The organism is Micromonospora haikouensis, from assembly GCF_000876225.1.
Lineage (GTDB): Bacteria > Actinomycetota > Actinomycetes > Mycobacteriales > Micromonosporaceae > Micromonospora > Micromonospora haikouensis.
This window is the reverse complement of sequence record NZ_JXSX01000003.1, coordinates 1,316,047-1,331,839: the sequence shown is the minus strand read 5'-3', so window position 1 is coordinate 1,331,839 and position 15,793 is coordinate 1,316,047. Positions and strand designations below refer to the sequence as shown.

Genomic DNA, 15,793 nt, shown 5'->3' with positions numbered 1-15,793 from the left:
TCGTTGCCGCTCGTCGAATCCTCACCGGACGGCGCCACCGTCGTCCTGCACACCCGCACCGGCAGCTACGCCGTCCGGCTCGACCACGCAGCCGGCGCGGTACGCCCGCTGCACTGGGGCGAGCCGATCACCGTGGCCGCCGCCGCGGAGCTGCCCCTCTGGCAACCGCCCTACGACATGGCTTTCGAGGGCCCGTACGACGGATCCGAGGACTTCCCGTTCGACGGCGGCCGCCGCTTCGGCCCCCGCGCGCTGGGAATCCGGTACGCCGACGGCACCGGCGGCCTGGACCTCACGATCACCGGCCACCACCTCGGCCCGGACACGCTCGTCGTCGACCTCGCCGACCGCGCCGGTCCGGTCGCCGTGCACCTGCACTATCGCGTCGCGGCGGACACCGACGTGATCGAACGGTGGTCGGCGGTCCGGCACACCGGCACGGACCAGCCGCTGGAGCTCACCGACCACGCCGCCGCCGTCTGGTGCCTGCCGCCCCGCGACGACTACCGGCTCAGCCACGTCACCGGCGGCTGGTGCCGCGAGGGACGCCTGCACCGCACCGCCGTTCCGGTGGCCGAGACCACCCTGACCAGCCGTCGCGGCATGACCAGCCACTCCGCCAACCCCTGGGTGATGATCGACGACGGAACCACCGAGGAAGAGAACGGCGAGGTCTTCTCCGCCGCGCTCGCCTTCAGCGGATCCTGGCGCGTCACCGTGCTGCGCACCCACGACGGCCCGTGCAGCCTGCTCGGCGCCGCCGGACACGACCGGGTCACCACCCCCCTGCCGCCCGGCACGACCGTGACCAGCCCGGTGTTCGCGGCGCAGCGCACCACCGGCGGTTTCGGCGCTGCGAGCCGAGCCTGGCACGACTACCAGCGGCGACGGATCCTGCCGCACCCGGACGAGGACCGGCCGGTCCTCTACAACTCATGGGAGGCCACCGAGTTCGACGTCTCCGAGACCGGCCAGCGCAGGCTTGCCGAGCTGGCCGCCCGGCTGGGCGCCGAACTGTTCGTGGTCGACGACGGCTGGTTCGGCGCACGCACGAATGACAGGGCCGGTCTGGGCGACTGGTTCCCCAACCCCGCCCGGTTCCCCGACGGCCTGCGCCCGCTCGCCGACCACGTACGCTCGCTCGGCATGCGGTTCGGCCTCTGGGTCGAGCCCGAAATGGTGAACCCGGACAGTGACCTCTACCGGGCACACCCCGACTGGGTGCTGCACTTGCCGACGCTGCCGGCCACCGAGGGCCGCAACCAGCTCGTGCTCGACTACACCCGCGCCGACGTACGGGAATGGGCACTCAGCTGGCTCGACGACCTGGTCCGCTCGTGCGACCTGGCGTTCCTGAAGTGGGACTGCAACCGTCCCTTCACCGAAGCCCGCCCGCAGTCGTGGATCGGGCACGCGCTCGGCGTCTACGAGGTGCTGGACCGGCTCCGCGAGCGCCATCCCAGGCTGCGGATCGAGGCGTGCTCCAGCGGCGGCGGGCGCGTCGACCTCGGTGCGCTGGCCCGCACCGATCAGGTGTGGACCAGCGACAACACCGACGCGGTCGACCGGCTGTCGATCCAGCACGGCTACGGCCAGCTGTACGCGCCGGAGACGATGGTGGCCTGGGTGACCGACAGCCCCAACCCGCTGACCGGGCGCGAGGTGCCGCTCGAGTTCCGTTTCCATGTGGCGATGTCGGGTGTCCTGGGCATCGGTGGCGACCTCGCCACCTGGAGCGACGCGGACCTGGCCACCGCGGCCGGCCTCGTCGGGCAGTACAAGAGCATCCGCCCGGTGATCCAACACGGCGACCTCTACCGGCTCACCGGACCAGAGGCCACGGTCACCGCGTCGGCCTACGTCGCCGGGGGTGCCGCAGCCGTATTCGTCTGGCGGGTGCCCGGCGGACCGGCCGAGACGATCACGCTGCCCCTGCCCGGCCTCGACCCAGGCGCCGTCTACCGCGACGCCACCGGGCGGCAGTTCCACGGTGCCGGCCTCCGGAGTACGGGCCTGCCCGTGACCCTGGCGGCAGGACCGATGGTCAGCGCCCTCGTTACCCTGGAACGGGCGTGAAGAACGTGGACGATCGCGTGATTCACAACCCGGTCATCCCCGGTTTCCATCCGGATCCCAGCGCCATCCGGGTCGGCTCCCGCTACCTGATCGCCACCAGCACCTTCGAGTGGTTCCCCGGCGTAGCCCTCCACTCCTCCACCGACCTGCGCACCTGGCAGGCGATCGGCGGGGCCCTCGACCGGCCGGAACAGCTCGACCTACGCGGTGTGCCGGACTCGGGCGGCATCTGGGCGCCCACGCTCAGTTACCACGACGGGCTCTACTGGCTGGTGTTCACGGTGGTCCGGACCATGACCGGCGCCTACAAGGACCTGGACAACCATCTGGTCACCGCGACCGACCCCGCCGGGCCGTGGAGCGACCCGGTCTACCTCAACTCGTCCGGCTTCGACCCGTCGCTGTTCCACGCCTCCGACGGCCGTCGATACCTGGTCAACGTCAACTGGGATCACCGCGCGGATCGGTTCTCCTTCGGCGGAGTCCTGCTGCAGGAGTACGACCACGACCGTCGGGGACTCGTCGGCGAGCCGGAGGTCATCTTCGCCAGTGACGAGCTGATGGAGGGCTCGCACCTCTTCGAACGCGACGGCTGGTTCTACCTGATCCTGGCCGAGGGCGGGACCGGCTTCAACCACGGCATCCGGCTGGCACGGTCGCGGGAGCTGCACGGCCCGTACGAGACCGATCCGCAGCCGCTGCTCACCTCACGTGACGACCCGCGGCTGCCGATCCAGAAGGCCGGCCACGGGCAGCTGATCACCACCCCGGACGGCGAGCACTACATCGTCCATCTCGGCTCCCGCCCAGTGGCCGGGGCGACCGAACCACGGTCGCCGCTCGGCCGGGAGACCTTTCTCCAGCGGGTACGGTGGGACGCCGACGGCTGGCTGCGGCTGGCCGACGGCGGCCATCACCCGTACGTCGAGGTGCCCGGCGTCGAGGCACCGCAGGAACCCGCCGTGCCCGAGGAGCCGTTCCGCGGCCCGGAGTGGGTTAGCCTGCGCGGCCCGGTGGCGGCCGACCTCGACAGCCGCCCGGGCTGGCTCCGGCTGCGCGGCGGGGAGAGCCTGGACTCGCGGTTCCAGCAGTCGATGCTGGCCCGCCGCCTGACCAGCCTGCACTGCACCGCCGAGGTGACCGTCGAGGCGGACCCGCGACACTTCACCGAGATGGCCGGCCTGGTCGTCTACTACAACACCACCGGCTACCACTACCTCGCGGTCACCCACCACGAGGCCCTCGGCCGCGTCGTCGGGGTGATCAGTAAGTCGCCGGCCGGGATCGTCGAGCACAGATGGCATCCGGCCGATCCGGGCCCGCTGCGGCTACGGGCGGAGTTCGACCAGCTCCGCCTGGTTCTCAGCGCCGGCGACGGCCACCGCTGGGAGGCCGATCTCGACGCGCTCTCCGACGAGATCGGACCGCCCCTGCGATTCACCGGGACGATGATCGGCGTCTGCGTTCAGGATCTGGCTCGCCGCCGCTTCACCGCGGACTTCACCCATTTCGAGTTCAGGGCGGAGTGATGGTCAACCGCCCGGGACAAGGACCACCCGACCCGAATCCCCTACCAGGAGGACACATCCCCACGCTCGCGCCACCGGGGACGATCGTCCCCGGCGCTCTCTTCACCGACCAGGCCGGCCGGATCGCCCAGCTGCACGGCGTCGGCATCCAGCACCTCAATGGCCGCTTCTGGGCTTGGGGCGAGGACAAGACCAACGGCCCCACCTTCGGCGGAGTCGCCTGCTACTCCTCACCTGACCTGGCCACCTGGACCTACCACGGGCACGCCCTGTCTCCCGACCCGGCCATCCCCGACCTGGCGCCCGGCCGGATCGTCGAACGGCCCAAGGTCCTGCCCCGGGCCGACGGCACGTACGTCATGCTGCTGCACCTGGACTACCCGGGCTACCGCGACGCCCGGGTCGGCTGGGCTGTCGCCGACCGCCCCGAGGGTCCCTACCGATACCTGCACGGCGTGCGCCCTCTCGGCAACGAGAGCCGCGACATCGGCGTCTTCACCGATGACGACGGCACCTCGTACCTGATGTCCGAGGACCGTCCCCACGGCCTGCACCTCTACCGCCTCTCCCCCGACCTGCTGACTGTCGACGAGCTCGTCAGCACCACGCTGACCCCGGCCGGCACGCACGGCTACGAGTCGCCCACCATGGTCCGGCACGACGGCCTCTACTACCTGTTCGGGTCGGACCTGACCGGCTGGTCCACCAACGACAACAAGTACGCCACCGCCACCAGCCTGTCCGGCCCGTGGAGCGACTGGGCCGACTTCGCGCCGCCCGGGAGCGCCACCTTCGACTCGCAGGTCTCGGTCGTCGTCCCCGTGCAGGGCACCGAGCGGACCAGCCACGTCTACGTCGGCGACCGCTGGATCAGAGACGACCTGTTCCACTCGGCACCGGTCTGGCTCCCGATCGACATCGGCGACGGCCGAGCCCGGCTCCGCTGGCGCGACTGCTGGACGATCGACCCCCACACCGGAGTCATCACCGGGTAGGGCGCCTGACACCCAAACGGGCCGGTACACGCTGCGTGTACCGGCCCGTTCGTACACCGCTAGATCTGGAAGGGGGCGGCTGCGGCGGCGACGACGATCCGGTCGCCGTCCCCGGCGGTCAGCAGGCCGCCGTCCACCCACGCGTCCACGACGGCCCGCACCCGATCCACCAGGGCTTCCTGGTCACGGAACGGTGCGGCGTCCCAGACCTCGTCGAGCAGGCCGGTGCCGTCGTCGCGAACCGGGTTGGCCACCCCGGAATCCAGGCCGGCGAAGATCACCTGAGGCTCGGAGCGCCGGAAGTAGACGTGCGTGGGGTCGTCGGTGCCTTCGAAGAACGGCGCGACCGGCACCCCGTCGAGGGTGAAGTGCAGCGGCGCGCCGGGCTCCGGGGTGAGCGCCGCGATCAGGTCCCCCGACAGCCGGGCGGTGGGATACAGGCTGACCGGCAGAAGGGTGGAGCGGGCGTCCCGGGCGACCAGGTTGACCGGCCCGTAGAACAGCGTCTGGATGCCCGGGTCGTCCAGGGCCCTCTCCACCCGCAGCCGGAACGGGATGCGCACCCCTACGGTGTCACCGTCCCGCCAGGCACGGGAGATCGTCAGATAGCCGTCCGGTCCCGCGGTACCGGCCGTCCGTTCGCCGTTGACCTGCACCTCGAACCCGTCGCGCGCCCAACCGGGCACCCGCAGGCACAGGTCGAACGCTCCCTCTCCGTGGATGGTCAGGGTGGTGTCCTGCGCGTACGGGTAGCGGGTGTCCTGAACGACGGTGATCCCCCGCTCCGCCCAGCCCAGCGTCGACGGGCTGTAGAGGTTCACGTAAAGAGCGCTGCCGTCGACGGCGGCGAGGTATACCGTGTCCTGGTATTTGGTGGCGCTCTCCATGCCGGTGCCCTCGCAGCAGGTGGCGCCCTCCTTCGGGGTGTAGTCGCGCACGTGCCCCGGTGTCAGCCCGATGAAGTAGGTGACCAGGGGTTTCTCCGCGTCGGCGAGATCCCGTTTCGAGCCGGGGACCTGGTTGTACATGGCCCGCTCGTAGTAGTCCATGTACTTCGGATCCCGGTCGTGCAGGAACAGCATCCGACTGAGCTTGAGCAGGTTGTAGGCGCAGCAGGTCTCGGCGGTCAGCTCACCGAGGCTGCCGGCGATGACCCCGGCCGCCCGCCAGAACTCGACCGTGCTGGTCCCGCCGATGCTGTACATCCGGGTCGGGATCACCATGTCCCAGAACCTGCGGGCGGCGGTGAGGTAGCGCTGCTCGCCCGTGACCTCGTGCAGGCGCACCAGCCCGATGAAGATCGGGATGTGCTGGTTGGCGTGCAGGCCGTCGAGGACGTCCCGGCCGGCCGCGCAGGCGTCGATGAGCGAGTCCAGGTCGAACAACCGGGCCAGCGCCGCGTGCCGGGGGTCGCCGGTGACGGCGTACAGGTCGCAGATCGCCTCGACGATGCCGCCGAACTCGCCACTGGAGAAGATCCCCCACATTCGCTGCCGGGTCTCGTCCGGCAGGACTGACAGCCGGGCGTACATCCAGTCGCACAGGCCCGTGGCCAGGTCCAAGGCGACCGGGTCACCGACCGCCCGGTAGGCGTCGAGCAGACCTCGCAGGATCTTGTGCGCGGTGTAGTACGGCGCCCACACCACGGTGTACCGGCTCTCGGTCATCGACTCCAGGGTGATGAACTGCGTTTCCGGGTACGCCGCCAGGAACCCCGGATGGCTGGGACCGCCCCAGGTGCGCCGCGGCACCGGGTCGCCGACGATGCTGCCGCCACCGGATCGCGGCAGCCGGGCGACCTCGTCGGCGGACAGCGCCCGCCACCAGATCCCGACGCCGTCCAGGGCGCCCGCGAAGACCGGGTCGTCCGGGTACTGGGAACGGCCGATCCAGTTGTTCGTGAGGCTGCCGAGCACCTCGGGGTTCAGCGTCATCGCGGTGTTCTCGCCGACCGCCACGCCGTTGACGTAGAGGGTGCCGGTGGCGCAGGTGATGGTGACCGCGAGGTGACTCCACTCGTCCAGCGGCAACGGCTGCTCGCCGTCGATGCCCTGCTCGCCCTCGGCGCCGGTGGTGGTGATCGCGAAACGTGGTGCCCCGGCGGCGTTGCGCACGGTCAGGTACAGGTACCGGGTGGTGTCGTCGCCGAAGTCGAACACCCGCGCCCAGTCGGTGTCGTGCGTGGGCTTGACCCAGGCGGCGAGGGTGACCTCCGCAGTGGCGCCCAGTGCCGTGGCCGGCAGTTCCAGGTACTGGTACGAGCCCCTGATCAGCCTTACGCTGCCGGGCCGGTCCGTCGCTTCGCGGACGACCGGGTCGTCACGCAGGGCCTGCCGGACCTCGGCGAGCGCACCGACCATGTAGTGGATCCGGTCGGCGAACACCTGCTCGCCGGTGCTCGCGTACGCCTGGGCCAGCATGGTCAGGAAGTGCCCGGTGAAGTGGCCGCGCAGGTTGCCGTTGGCCTCGCCGTCCAGGCCCTCCCAGCCGCCGGGGGCGACCGCGCCAAGCGTGTCCAGCCCGGCGTTGGTGCGGAAGACCTGCAACAGCCGGTCGACGTCGTATCCGCGGGCGAAGTCCAGCATCAGCGACCGTTTGGCCGCGAACAGGCCATCACCCAGTTCGACGTCGGCGAGGGCGAACGGGCGTACGGCCCAGCCAGCCGGCGTGGCACCCGTAACCCGCAGATCGAGTGGAATCGTCATGACACCTCGAAAAGACCCATGTTAGCGCTAACAACGGGGCTTTCCAAGCCGATCCTGCAGCTCCGAGCGGGCGCGGCGCATGCCTCAGAGCACCAATTCGAGCGACTGGCGGGTCGCGTCACGCGGATCCGGTCCGTACGGTTAGATCCAGGACACCGCCGTGTGTCCTGGGAGTGCCGCCGTGAGTCCATATGATCAGCTTGCTGGCCTTGACCTGCCGGCCCTTCAGAGGGCGGTCCGCAGTAGCTTTGATCCATGCGTTGAGTCCGTTTGGTGGCCTTCTGGCGGGTTCGCCGTGGATAGCGGTAGGCCGATGGGTTGAATGTGAGTTCTGGTCGTACCGTGTGCGGCAGGAAGTTGTCCTCCGCCCCACCGCGGCGCTCGCACGGCTCCTTGCCCGGATGGGTCGCGAACTGGCCGCCGACCAGGTGCAGATAGTCGGACGACATCCGGAACGAGTCCACGATGCCGCCGTGCCAGCCGGTGAACCCGGTCCCGGCGACGACCGCCGCGCACAGGCCCGCCACCTGCTCCGGGGTGATCTGCGACATCGTCACGCACTGCACCACGAGGTCGGTGCCGGCCATTTCGGCGGCGTCGGCGTAGACGTCCGTCGACTCCTCGATCCGCACCGCGTAGCCGCTGCGTTCGAGGAACGGAAGGAACAACTCCGTCGCCCGGACCGGCTCGTGTCCCTCCCACCCGCCCCGCACCACCAGTGCCCTGCGCTGGGTCATCTCGCTCTCTCCCCCGGACCGTCGCCACTGGGCTGGCCGTTCCCGCCCCGGCGACGTGTTCGATGCCTGTGCTTCCACGCATCGAAAACCGCACCCACTCGCGCGCGGCGCCGGGCTACCTGGCCCGGGCCACCCACCGCAGCGCGCCGGCCAGATGCGCGCGGAACTCCGGTTCCGCGTAGGACTCGACCGTGTGGCCGAGCGCCGTGTAGAAGGACCGCCCGCCGCACCGCTCGTGGCACCAGGCGAGCGGGTGGTCACCACCCATCGTGCCGCCCCGGTAGGTCGACTCGTCGGCCCGCAACAGCACCCGGGCGTCCGGGCGGGACCGGAAGTCGTACCACTCGTCGACCCGCTCCCAGGTGGTCGGCAGGTGGGCCGTCGCCGGGTGCCGGGGCTCGGCCACCGTGATCCTCGCGGGCTGGACCGGTGGGTGCCGGTCGAACCAGGCACCGACCAGTTCGCGGTAGAACGCCCACCCGTACTCGGTGGCCGCGGCCGAGTGCACGCCCAGGAAGCCGCCCCCGCCGCGCACGTACGCCTCGAACGCGGTCCGACCGGCGTCGGTGAGCACGTCGCCGTTGGTGTTGAGGAAGACCACGGCGGCGAACCGGGCCAGGTTGTCGGGGGTGAAGGCGGCCGGGTCCTCGGTGTTCTCCGCTGCGTCGTGCAGCTCCCGCATCGTCCGCACCCCGGCGGGAATCGAGTCGTGCCGGAATCCGGTGGTGCGGGTGAACAGCAGGATCCTGGTCATCGGTGCAGCCAGTCGGTGATCAGACGGCTGGTGCGGTCGGGGTGTTCGAGGTGCAGGAAGTGGCCGGTGCCCGGCCACACCACCACCCGCGAGCCGGGCGGAGCGGGCTGGGCCGCCTCCCACCGGGCGGGCTCGGCCAGCGCGCGCAGGCACAACACCGGTTGGGTACGTCGGCGCAGGTACGCCTCGGTGGCCGGCCGGTGCCCGAACGCTCCCGGGTCGGTGTACAGGCCGGCGTAGCAGGCGGCGAGCACCGGACCGGGGGTGGCGAGCATCTGCTCGGGCACCCCCGGCGGCAGCGGGACGGCCGGATCGAGCGCGGCCCGGGCGCCCCCGGCACGGATTCGGGCCAGGCGGTCGTGGAAGGAGACCGCCTCCTCGTCGTCGGCGCCGTATGCGGGATCGATCACCACGAGGGCGGAGACCAGCGCCGGATGCTCGACGGCGAGGGCGGTGACGACCTGCGCGCCCATCGAGTGGCCGACGGCCACCACCGGCCCGATGCCCAGCCGGGTGAGCAGTCGGGCCAGGTCACCGGCGAGGTCGGGGGGCCGGTAGCCGTCCGGCGGCGCCGGGGACCGGCCGTGGCCACGCAGGTCCACGGCGACGGTGCGGTGCCCCGGGAACCGGATCGGGTCCCACACCCGCAGGTCGCCGCCCCATCCGTGGACGAGCAGCAGGGTCGGCTCCCCCGCCCCGGTGTCCCGGTGGTGCAGGGCGGGCAGGTCGCGTTCGGTGTCCGGCATCTTCGTCCGTCCGTGAGGTGACGTCGGTGAACTCGGTGGTGACGGTGCTCAGGCGTTCTTGGCCAGGTAGGAGTCGGCCTGCTTCTCCATCTCCGCCAGGAGCTTGTCCACCCCGGCCGCCGCCGCAGCCTTCTTGAGCTTGTCGAGCTGGGGGTCGACGTCGACCACGCCGTAGTACAGCGGGTTGGCGTACTGGGTGATGACGGTGGTCATCGCGGCGATCTGCTGCTCGACCGGCTTGTTGTCGGGAACGAACGACGCGAACGGGTCGACGGTGAAGTTGTCGTAGTCCTGGGCCCAGCTGAACACCCGCTCCTCGGATTCGGTCATGTAGGAGGCCTTGCGTTCGAGGCTGGCCCGCCAGGAGACCGCGTAGCCGGGGAAGCTGGAGTACTGGGTGAGCGCCTCGAAGCGGTCCTCGCCGACCGGCTTCCAGTCGGTGCCCTCGATGCCGTACTCGAGCAGGTCGTGGTTCTCCTTGACCGACACCCAGTCCTGGAGCCGCATGGCGTTGCCGACATTCCCCCCGTTGGCGTTGACCACGACGAGGTTGTCCGCCTGGAAGGTCTGGTTGGGCTTGGCGTTCAGGCCCTTGCCGTACGGGATGACGTCGGCGACCATCGCCCCCGGGACCGCCTTGGTCAGCGCCGGCATCACGTTGCTGGTCGTGCCGTCGGTCATCGCCCAGGTCGCCGCGTACTTGCCGGCCGCCCACTGGCTCTTGACGGTGTCCACGTCGGCGTTGGTGGCGTCTTTGTTGATGATGCCGTCGAGGTAGTAGCGACGGATGCGGCGCATCGCGTCGAGGACGCCGGGATCGTCCCAGAACGGCACCGGACGGCTGGCCCGAGTCTGGGCGGCGTCCTTGGCGAAGACGAAGAACATGCCCCGACCGGTGAACGCGCGGGCGATGGTGTGCGGATCCTGCCAGGACTGGACGTTGAACATTCCTGCCGGGTACGGCACCACGCCCAGGTATCCGCTGGCGGAGTTGTGCCCGTACGGGATGGTCCCGCCGCCGCGCTGCTTGACGGCGTAGAAGAACCGTTCGAGGGTGTCGTAGTCGGTGATCTCACCGAAGCCCAGCTTGTCGGCGAGATCCTGCCGGACGGCGAAGTGCTGGCACCGGCCGGCGCTGTTGACCTGCGGGATCCCCCACAGCCTGCCGTCCCACCGGTTGGCCTTGATGAGCCGGTCGTCCAGGGTGGCACGCAGGTTCTGGTGCTTGTCGACCTCGGCGGTCAGGTCGGCGAGCGCACCGTCCTGCTGGAGCTGGGCCATGTTCAGCCAGAGCGCCTGCAGGGCGGTGTCGAACGTCTCGCCCGAGGTGAACTTGAGCAGGGCCTGCTGCTGGTAGTTCTGCCAGTTGATGAACTGCACGTCCAGGCTCAGCCCGGTGTCGGCCTTCAGCTTCTCGTTGACCTTCCGGCTGACCGCCTCCCAGCCGGGTGGCACGGTGCCAGGGACGAGGATCCGGACGGTGTCGGAACTCGCTGCGGAGTCGTCTCCGCAGCCGGCCATGGCGAGCAGCGCGGCGACGCCGGCCCCTCCGGTGAGGCCGAGGAAGCCTCGGCGGGTGAGCGGGTGGGACATGGGGCTTCTCCTTGGGGTGGGGGTGGGGGTGGGGGGTCAGCCCTTCGTGGCGCCGAGGGTGAGGCCCTTGACGAAGTAGCGTTGGGCGAAGGGGTAGGCGAGGATGATCGGCCCGATGGTGACCACGGTGAGGGCCAGCCGCAGCTGGTAGACGGGCACCACCGGGGCGCTGCCGCCGGGCAGCACGGTCGCGTTGGTGACGTTGGCGATGAGGTTCTGCAGCAGCAGTTGCAGCGGGTACTTGTCCGGGTCCGAGATGAACAGGATCGCCATGAACCACTCGTTCCAGTAGGTCACGGCGTAGAACAGCGCGATCACGGCGAGGATGGGTTTGGCCAACGGCAGCACGATCCGGAAGAAGATCCGCAGTTCACCGGCCCCGTCGACGTGGGCGGACTCCATGATCTCGGTGGGGATCTGCTGGAAGAAGGCGACCGTGATGAACACCAGGAAGGGCATCATCAGGTGCGGCAGGATCACCGCGAACCAGCTGTCGCGCAGGTGCAGGACCTGTGTGACGAGCAGGTAGATCGGCACCAGGCCGCCACTGAACAGCATCGGCAGGTAGGTGAAGGCGGTCAGCGGCCGGCTCACCGGCCGCAGCCGGCGGGCGATTACCCAGGCCAGGCCGGCGGTGCAGGCCACCGACAGCACCGTGCCGACCCCGGTGATGAACAGCGTCGCCAGGTACGCGCGGCCGATGGCCCGGCCGCTGAACAGCTGCGCGTACGCGTCGACCGAGAACGGGTCGGGCAGCAGGCTGTAGCCCCGCAGGGACAACACGCTCTCGTCGGTGAACGACCCGGCGACGATCATCCACAGCGGGACCAGACAGAACAGGGCGAAGAGAGTCACCGTCAAGTAGCTGACGACGGTGAACGGCTCGACGGTGCGGCGCCGGTGCCGGGCCGCCCTCGCGGGCGGCGCGGCGGGCGAGGTCGGGAGTTGGCTGGGCATGGTCGCGGTGCTCACAGCAGGCTGCTCTCTCGTGCGTACCGGCGTTGGATGATCAGGGCTGCGGTGACGAAGACCAGGCCGACGAGGCCCTGGAACAGGCCCACGGCGGCGGTGGTGCCGAAGTCGCCCAGGCTACGCAGGGCGCGGAACACGTAGGTGTCGATCACGTCGGTCGTCGAGAACAGCACCCCGTTGTCTCCGACGATCGCGTAGATGGTCGCGAAGTCGCCGTAGAAGATGCGGCCGATACCGAGCACGAGCAGGACCGCGGCGGTTGGCCGCAGCAGCGGCACCGTGATGGAGAAGGCCATCCGGGCACGGCTCGCGCCGTCGATGACACCGGCCTCGTACACGTCCGGGGAGATCGCGGTGATCGCCGCCAGGAAGATCACCGACAGGTAGCCGCCGAGCTGCCAGACCTTGACCACGGTCAGGATCCAGGGCCATGCTCCGGGTTCGGTGTACCAGCTGACCTCGGGCAGGTGCAGGACGCTGAGCGCGTCGTTGAGCGCACCGCCCTCGCCACCGACGCCGGCCAGCAGCACCTGGAGCATGACGCTGATGACGATCGGCGAGACGAAGTACGGGAAGAAGACCACCGACTGGGCGACCCGTTTGAACAGGTGCAACCGGATCTCGTTGAGCATGAGCGCCAGCAGCAGCCCCCAGGCCAGCGTGGCGGCCAGGAACAGCCCGTTGAGGAACAGGGTGTTGAATACGATCCGTGGGGCGTCCCCGGTCTCGAAGAAGTACCGGAAGTTGGCCAGCCCGTTCCACGGGCTGCCGAAGATGCCCTCCCGGATGTTGAAGTCCTTGAAGGCGACCACCAGCCCCGCCATCGGCAGATAGGCGAAGACCGCGAAGTAGCAGACACCGGGGGCGGCGAGCAGGAGCAGGGCCCAGCGCCCGAGCCGCCCGCCCGGCGGGCGGCGGGGTGGGGAGGCGCTCACGACCGGGCCTCCGGGCCGGGGGTCCTCGGGTGCTGGCGGGCGCCGGAGGCATCCGGCACGGCCCCGGTCGGCGGCGGGTGGGCACCGGCGGTACGTCTGCGCAGCGGGGTCATCGGACGACTCCTTCGGCGGACTGGTGGGTCACGTCCCCTCAAGGGGTCGGCAGTTGCCGGCGTGGCCCGAGAGTCGAGTAGAAAACGTTCTCCAGAGGCTAGGACTCAAAGGCGGAGAAGGCAAGGGCTCGTTACGAGCAGGTTGCCGGCCGGCTTGGCCGCTCGTCACATCGCCGCACTTCCAGGCGTTCCACGGCAAGGGTGGCGCTCGCCTTGACCGGACGCCCGCAGAGCCCATACCGTGGAGAACGATTTCCTGAGATAGCACGAGTGGGGGACCGTCCGTGACCAAACGCCCGACGGCGCTGTACGCCATGAGCCCGGTGCACCTGCCGCTGCTGTTCCCCACCCCCGTCCGGCGCCGGATCACCGCGCTCGTGGACATCGACGCCGACCTGGCGGTGGACCGGTTCGACGACCCGCGGGCCGCAGACCGGCTACGCGACCTCGAAGTGCTGATCACCGGCTGGGGGTGCCCCCCGCTGGACGACGCCTTCCTGGCCGCCGCGCCGAGGCTGCGCGCCGTCCTGCACGCTGCGGGCAGCATCAAGCCGCACGTCACGGACGGTGTGTGGGAACGCGGGATCACCGTCTGCTCGGCCGCCGAGGCGAACGCGACCCCGGTCGCCGAGTACACGACCGCGATGGTCCTGCTGGCCGGCAAGGGTGTGTTCGCCCTGCACGACAGCTACCACGCGGCACGCACGTTCACCGTGGCGCAGATCGCGCCCTCCGTCGGCAACTTCGGCCGCCGGGTGGGCATCGTCGGAGCCTCCCGCACCGGCCGTCAGGTGATCCGGCTGCTGCGCCGGCACGACCTTCGGCTGTGTCTGTACGACCCCTACGCCACCGTGTCGGGCGTGCCGAACGTGCCGCTGGAGGAACTGCTGGCCACCAGCGACATCGTGAGCCTGCACGCGCCGGCCACACCGGAAACCCACCACCTGCTCGACCGTCGTCGCCTGGCGCTCCTGCGCGACGGCGCCGTCCTGATCAACACGGCCCGTGGGGTGCTGGTGGACACCCCGGCGCTGGTCGACGAGCTGACCACCGGCCGGATCTCGGCCGTCCTCGACGTCACCGACCCCGAGCCGCTGCCCGCCGACTCACCGCTGTTCGACCTGCCCAACGTGTTCCTCACTCCGCACGTGGCCGGCTCGCACGGCAACGAGTTGGCCCGGATGGGCAGCCACATCGCCGACGAGCTCGAGCGGCTGCTCACCGGGCGGCCCCTGCGCTACCAGGTCCGTCAGCACGAGCTGCTCCGGGCCGCATGATGGCCCGCCACGTCGGTCGGGCCCCGCACCGCCCTGCCGTAGCATCCAGCCATGCGACCTGGTGCCGGTGATTCCGACATGAGCCCACGAGCCACGGTCAAGGACGTCGCCGCCCGCGCCGGGGTGTCCCCGGCGACGGTCTCCCGGGTACTGGCCGGCGACTACCCGGTCTCGGCCGCCACTCGCGCCCGGGTCCAGCGCGCGGTCCGCGACCTGGACTACGTCGCCAACGCCCAGGCCCGCGCGCTCAAGGGCGCGGGCCCCGGCATGATCGCATTCGTCATGGAGGACGTCACCGGCCCTTCGTTCGCCTATGTCGCCAAGGGAGTCGAGCAGCAGGCCACCGCCGAGGGGCGGCTGTGCCTGATCTGCGTCACCGACGGTGATCCGGCCCGGGAGCTGACGGTCGTCGAGGCGATGCGAGAGCAGCGCGCCGAGGCGGTCATCCTGGTCGGTGGCGGGTTCCTCGACGAGGGACACCGGCAACGCATGATCCATTTCGCGCACGCGCTGGACAAGGCGGGTTCCCGTCTCGTCCTGTGCGGGCGGCCGCCCCTCGGCGACGGCGTGCCGGCCACCGTCGTGGAGTACGACAACGAGGGTGGCGCCTACGCTATGACCAGCCACCTGCTGTCCCAGGGGCACCGCCGGATCGTCTACCTCGGCAACGTCCAGCCCAACCACACCACCAGCCTGGACCGCGTCAAGGGCTTCACCCGGGCACACGAGGCGTTCGGGGTGCCGCTCGACCCCACGCTGATCGTCCCCGGCGAGTTCAGCCAGGCGTTCGGCCAGGCGGCCACCCGACGGCTGCTCGGCCTGGGCGTCGACTTCACCGCCATCTTCGCCGCCACCGACATGGTCGCCGCCGGCGTGCTGCGGGCGCTCCGCGAGGCCGGGGTCCGCGTCCCGCAGGACGTCTCCGTCGTCGGCTACGACGACATTCCGCTGTCGATCAACGTCACGCCGGCGCTCACCACGGTGCGGATCCCCACCGAGGAACTCGGCCGCACCGCGGTCCGGCTCGCCCTACGCCCCACCGAGCCGCAGCACGTCGTGCTGGGCACCCACATCGTGGTCCGCGAATCGGTCGCCCCGCTGGTCGCTCCCGGCCCCCTCGGCCCGGTCGCCGCCGCCGACCAGCGCGGCAGGTAGCCGTTGACCGGGCCCGGCACGGACATTCCCACGACGGCCACGGATTGTTCCGCGGCGGACAAGCCGCTCGCCCAGGTGAGTGAACGCGGGTTCGAGTTCCGCGCCCCATGAGACGCGGATCCCGGATCGGGTCGCCTGGAACAAGATCCTGGCCGCGTCCCAGACCACCAGCAACCCAGCCCACATATCCCCGGCTCGGCCTGGCG

Annotated in this window: 12 protein-coding genes; 5 read left to right on the top strand and 7 right to left on the bottom strand. The window is 70.5% G+C overall.

The genetic code is table 11. The features are described 5' to 3' along the window. Positions 1-3: 3 nt before the first annotated feature. The 3 genes from TK50_RS27150 to TK50_RS27140 are packed head-to-tail and all read left to right on the top strand — an operon-like array spanning position 4 to position 4,600. A complete protein-coding gene (locus TK50_RS27150; protein ID WP_043968223.1) occupies positions 4-2,076 on the top strand; it encodes an alpha-galactosidase in 2,073 nt (690 codons plus the stop codon). Between the two features lie 17 nt (positions 2,077-2,093). After that, positions 2,094-3,605, top strand: a complete 1,512-nt coding sequence (locus TK50_RS27145) for a glycoside hydrolase family 43 protein (protein WP_082106853.1) — start codon at positions 2,094-2,096, stop codon at positions 3,603-3,605. Then, entirely contained in the window at positions 3,605-4,600 is a 996-nt protein-coding gene (locus TK50_RS27140) for a family 43 glycosylhydrolase (protein WP_082106664.1), read from the top strand. Before TK50_RS27145 ends, TK50_RS27140 begins: the two co-directional genes overlap by 1 nt. 59 nt (positions 4,601-4,659) lie before the next feature. Here the strand turns inward: TK50_RS27140 and TK50_RS27135 are convergent, their stop codons facing one another. From TK50_RS27135 to TK50_RS27105, 7 genes are all read right to left on the bottom strand, one after another. Then, positions 4,660-7,305 carry a beta-L-arabinofuranosidase domain-containing protein gene (locus TK50_RS27135; RefSeq protein ID WP_043968220.1) on the bottom strand — a complete coding sequence of 882 codons (2,646 nt, stop codon included), beginning with the start codon at positions 7,303-7,305 and terminating at the stop codon, positions 4,660-4,662. After that, complete coding sequence (locus TK50_RS35220) at positions 7,302-8,042, bottom strand: ThuA domain-containing protein (protein ID WP_241774124.1); 741 nt, start codon at positions 8,040-8,042, stop codon at positions 7,302-7,304. Before TK50_RS35220 ends, TK50_RS27135 begins: the two co-directional genes overlap by 4 nt. Before the next feature lie 115 nt (positions 8,043-8,157). Continuing rightward, positions 8,158-8,796 carry a ThuA domain-containing protein gene (locus TK50_RS27125; RefSeq protein ID WP_043968218.1) on the bottom strand — a complete coding sequence of 213 codons (639 nt, stop codon included), beginning with the start codon at positions 8,794-8,796 and terminating at the stop codon, positions 8,158-8,160. After that, positions 8,793-9,542, bottom strand: coding sequence for an alpha/beta fold hydrolase (locus TK50_RS27120; protein ID WP_052503947.1), 750 nt, complete (start codon positions 9,540-9,542; stop codon positions 8,793-8,795). Before TK50_RS27120 ends, TK50_RS27125 begins: the two co-directional genes overlap by 4 nt. 48 nt (positions 9,543-9,590) lie before the next feature. Beyond that, entirely contained in the window at positions 9,591-11,135 is a 1,545-nt protein-coding gene (locus TK50_RS27115) for a DUF3502 domain-containing protein (protein WP_043968213.1), read from the bottom strand. Between the two features lie 36 nt (positions 11,136-11,171). Then, a complete protein-coding gene (locus TK50_RS27110; protein WP_052503946.1) occupies positions 11,172-12,107 on the bottom strand; it encodes a carbohydrate ABC transporter permease in 936 nt (311 codons plus the stop codon). After that, on the bottom strand, positions 12,104-13,042 hold the full coding sequence (locus TK50_RS27105; protein ID WP_043968211.1) for an ABC transporter permease: 939 nt from the start codon (positions 13,040-13,042) through the stop codon (positions 12,104-12,106). The genes TK50_RS27110 and TK50_RS27105 overlap by 4 nt, the downstream gene beginning before the upstream one ends. Positions 13,043-13,439: 397 nt before the next feature. Here TK50_RS27105 and TK50_RS27100 point away from each other — a divergent pair, with 397 nt between their 5' ends. Further along, positions 13,440-14,432 (top strand): hydroxyacid dehydrogenase, encoded by a 993-nt coding sequence (locus TK50_RS27100; protein WP_144420413.1) that lies wholly within the window; start codon positions 13,440-13,442, stop codon positions 14,430-14,432. Between the two features lie 78 nt (positions 14,433-14,510). Beyond that, a complete protein-coding gene (locus TK50_RS27095; protein WP_199486146.1) occupies positions 14,511-15,587 on the top strand; it encodes a LacI family DNA-binding transcriptional regulator in 1,077 nt (358 codons plus the stop codon). Positions 15,588-15,793 lie beyond the last annotated feature (206 nt).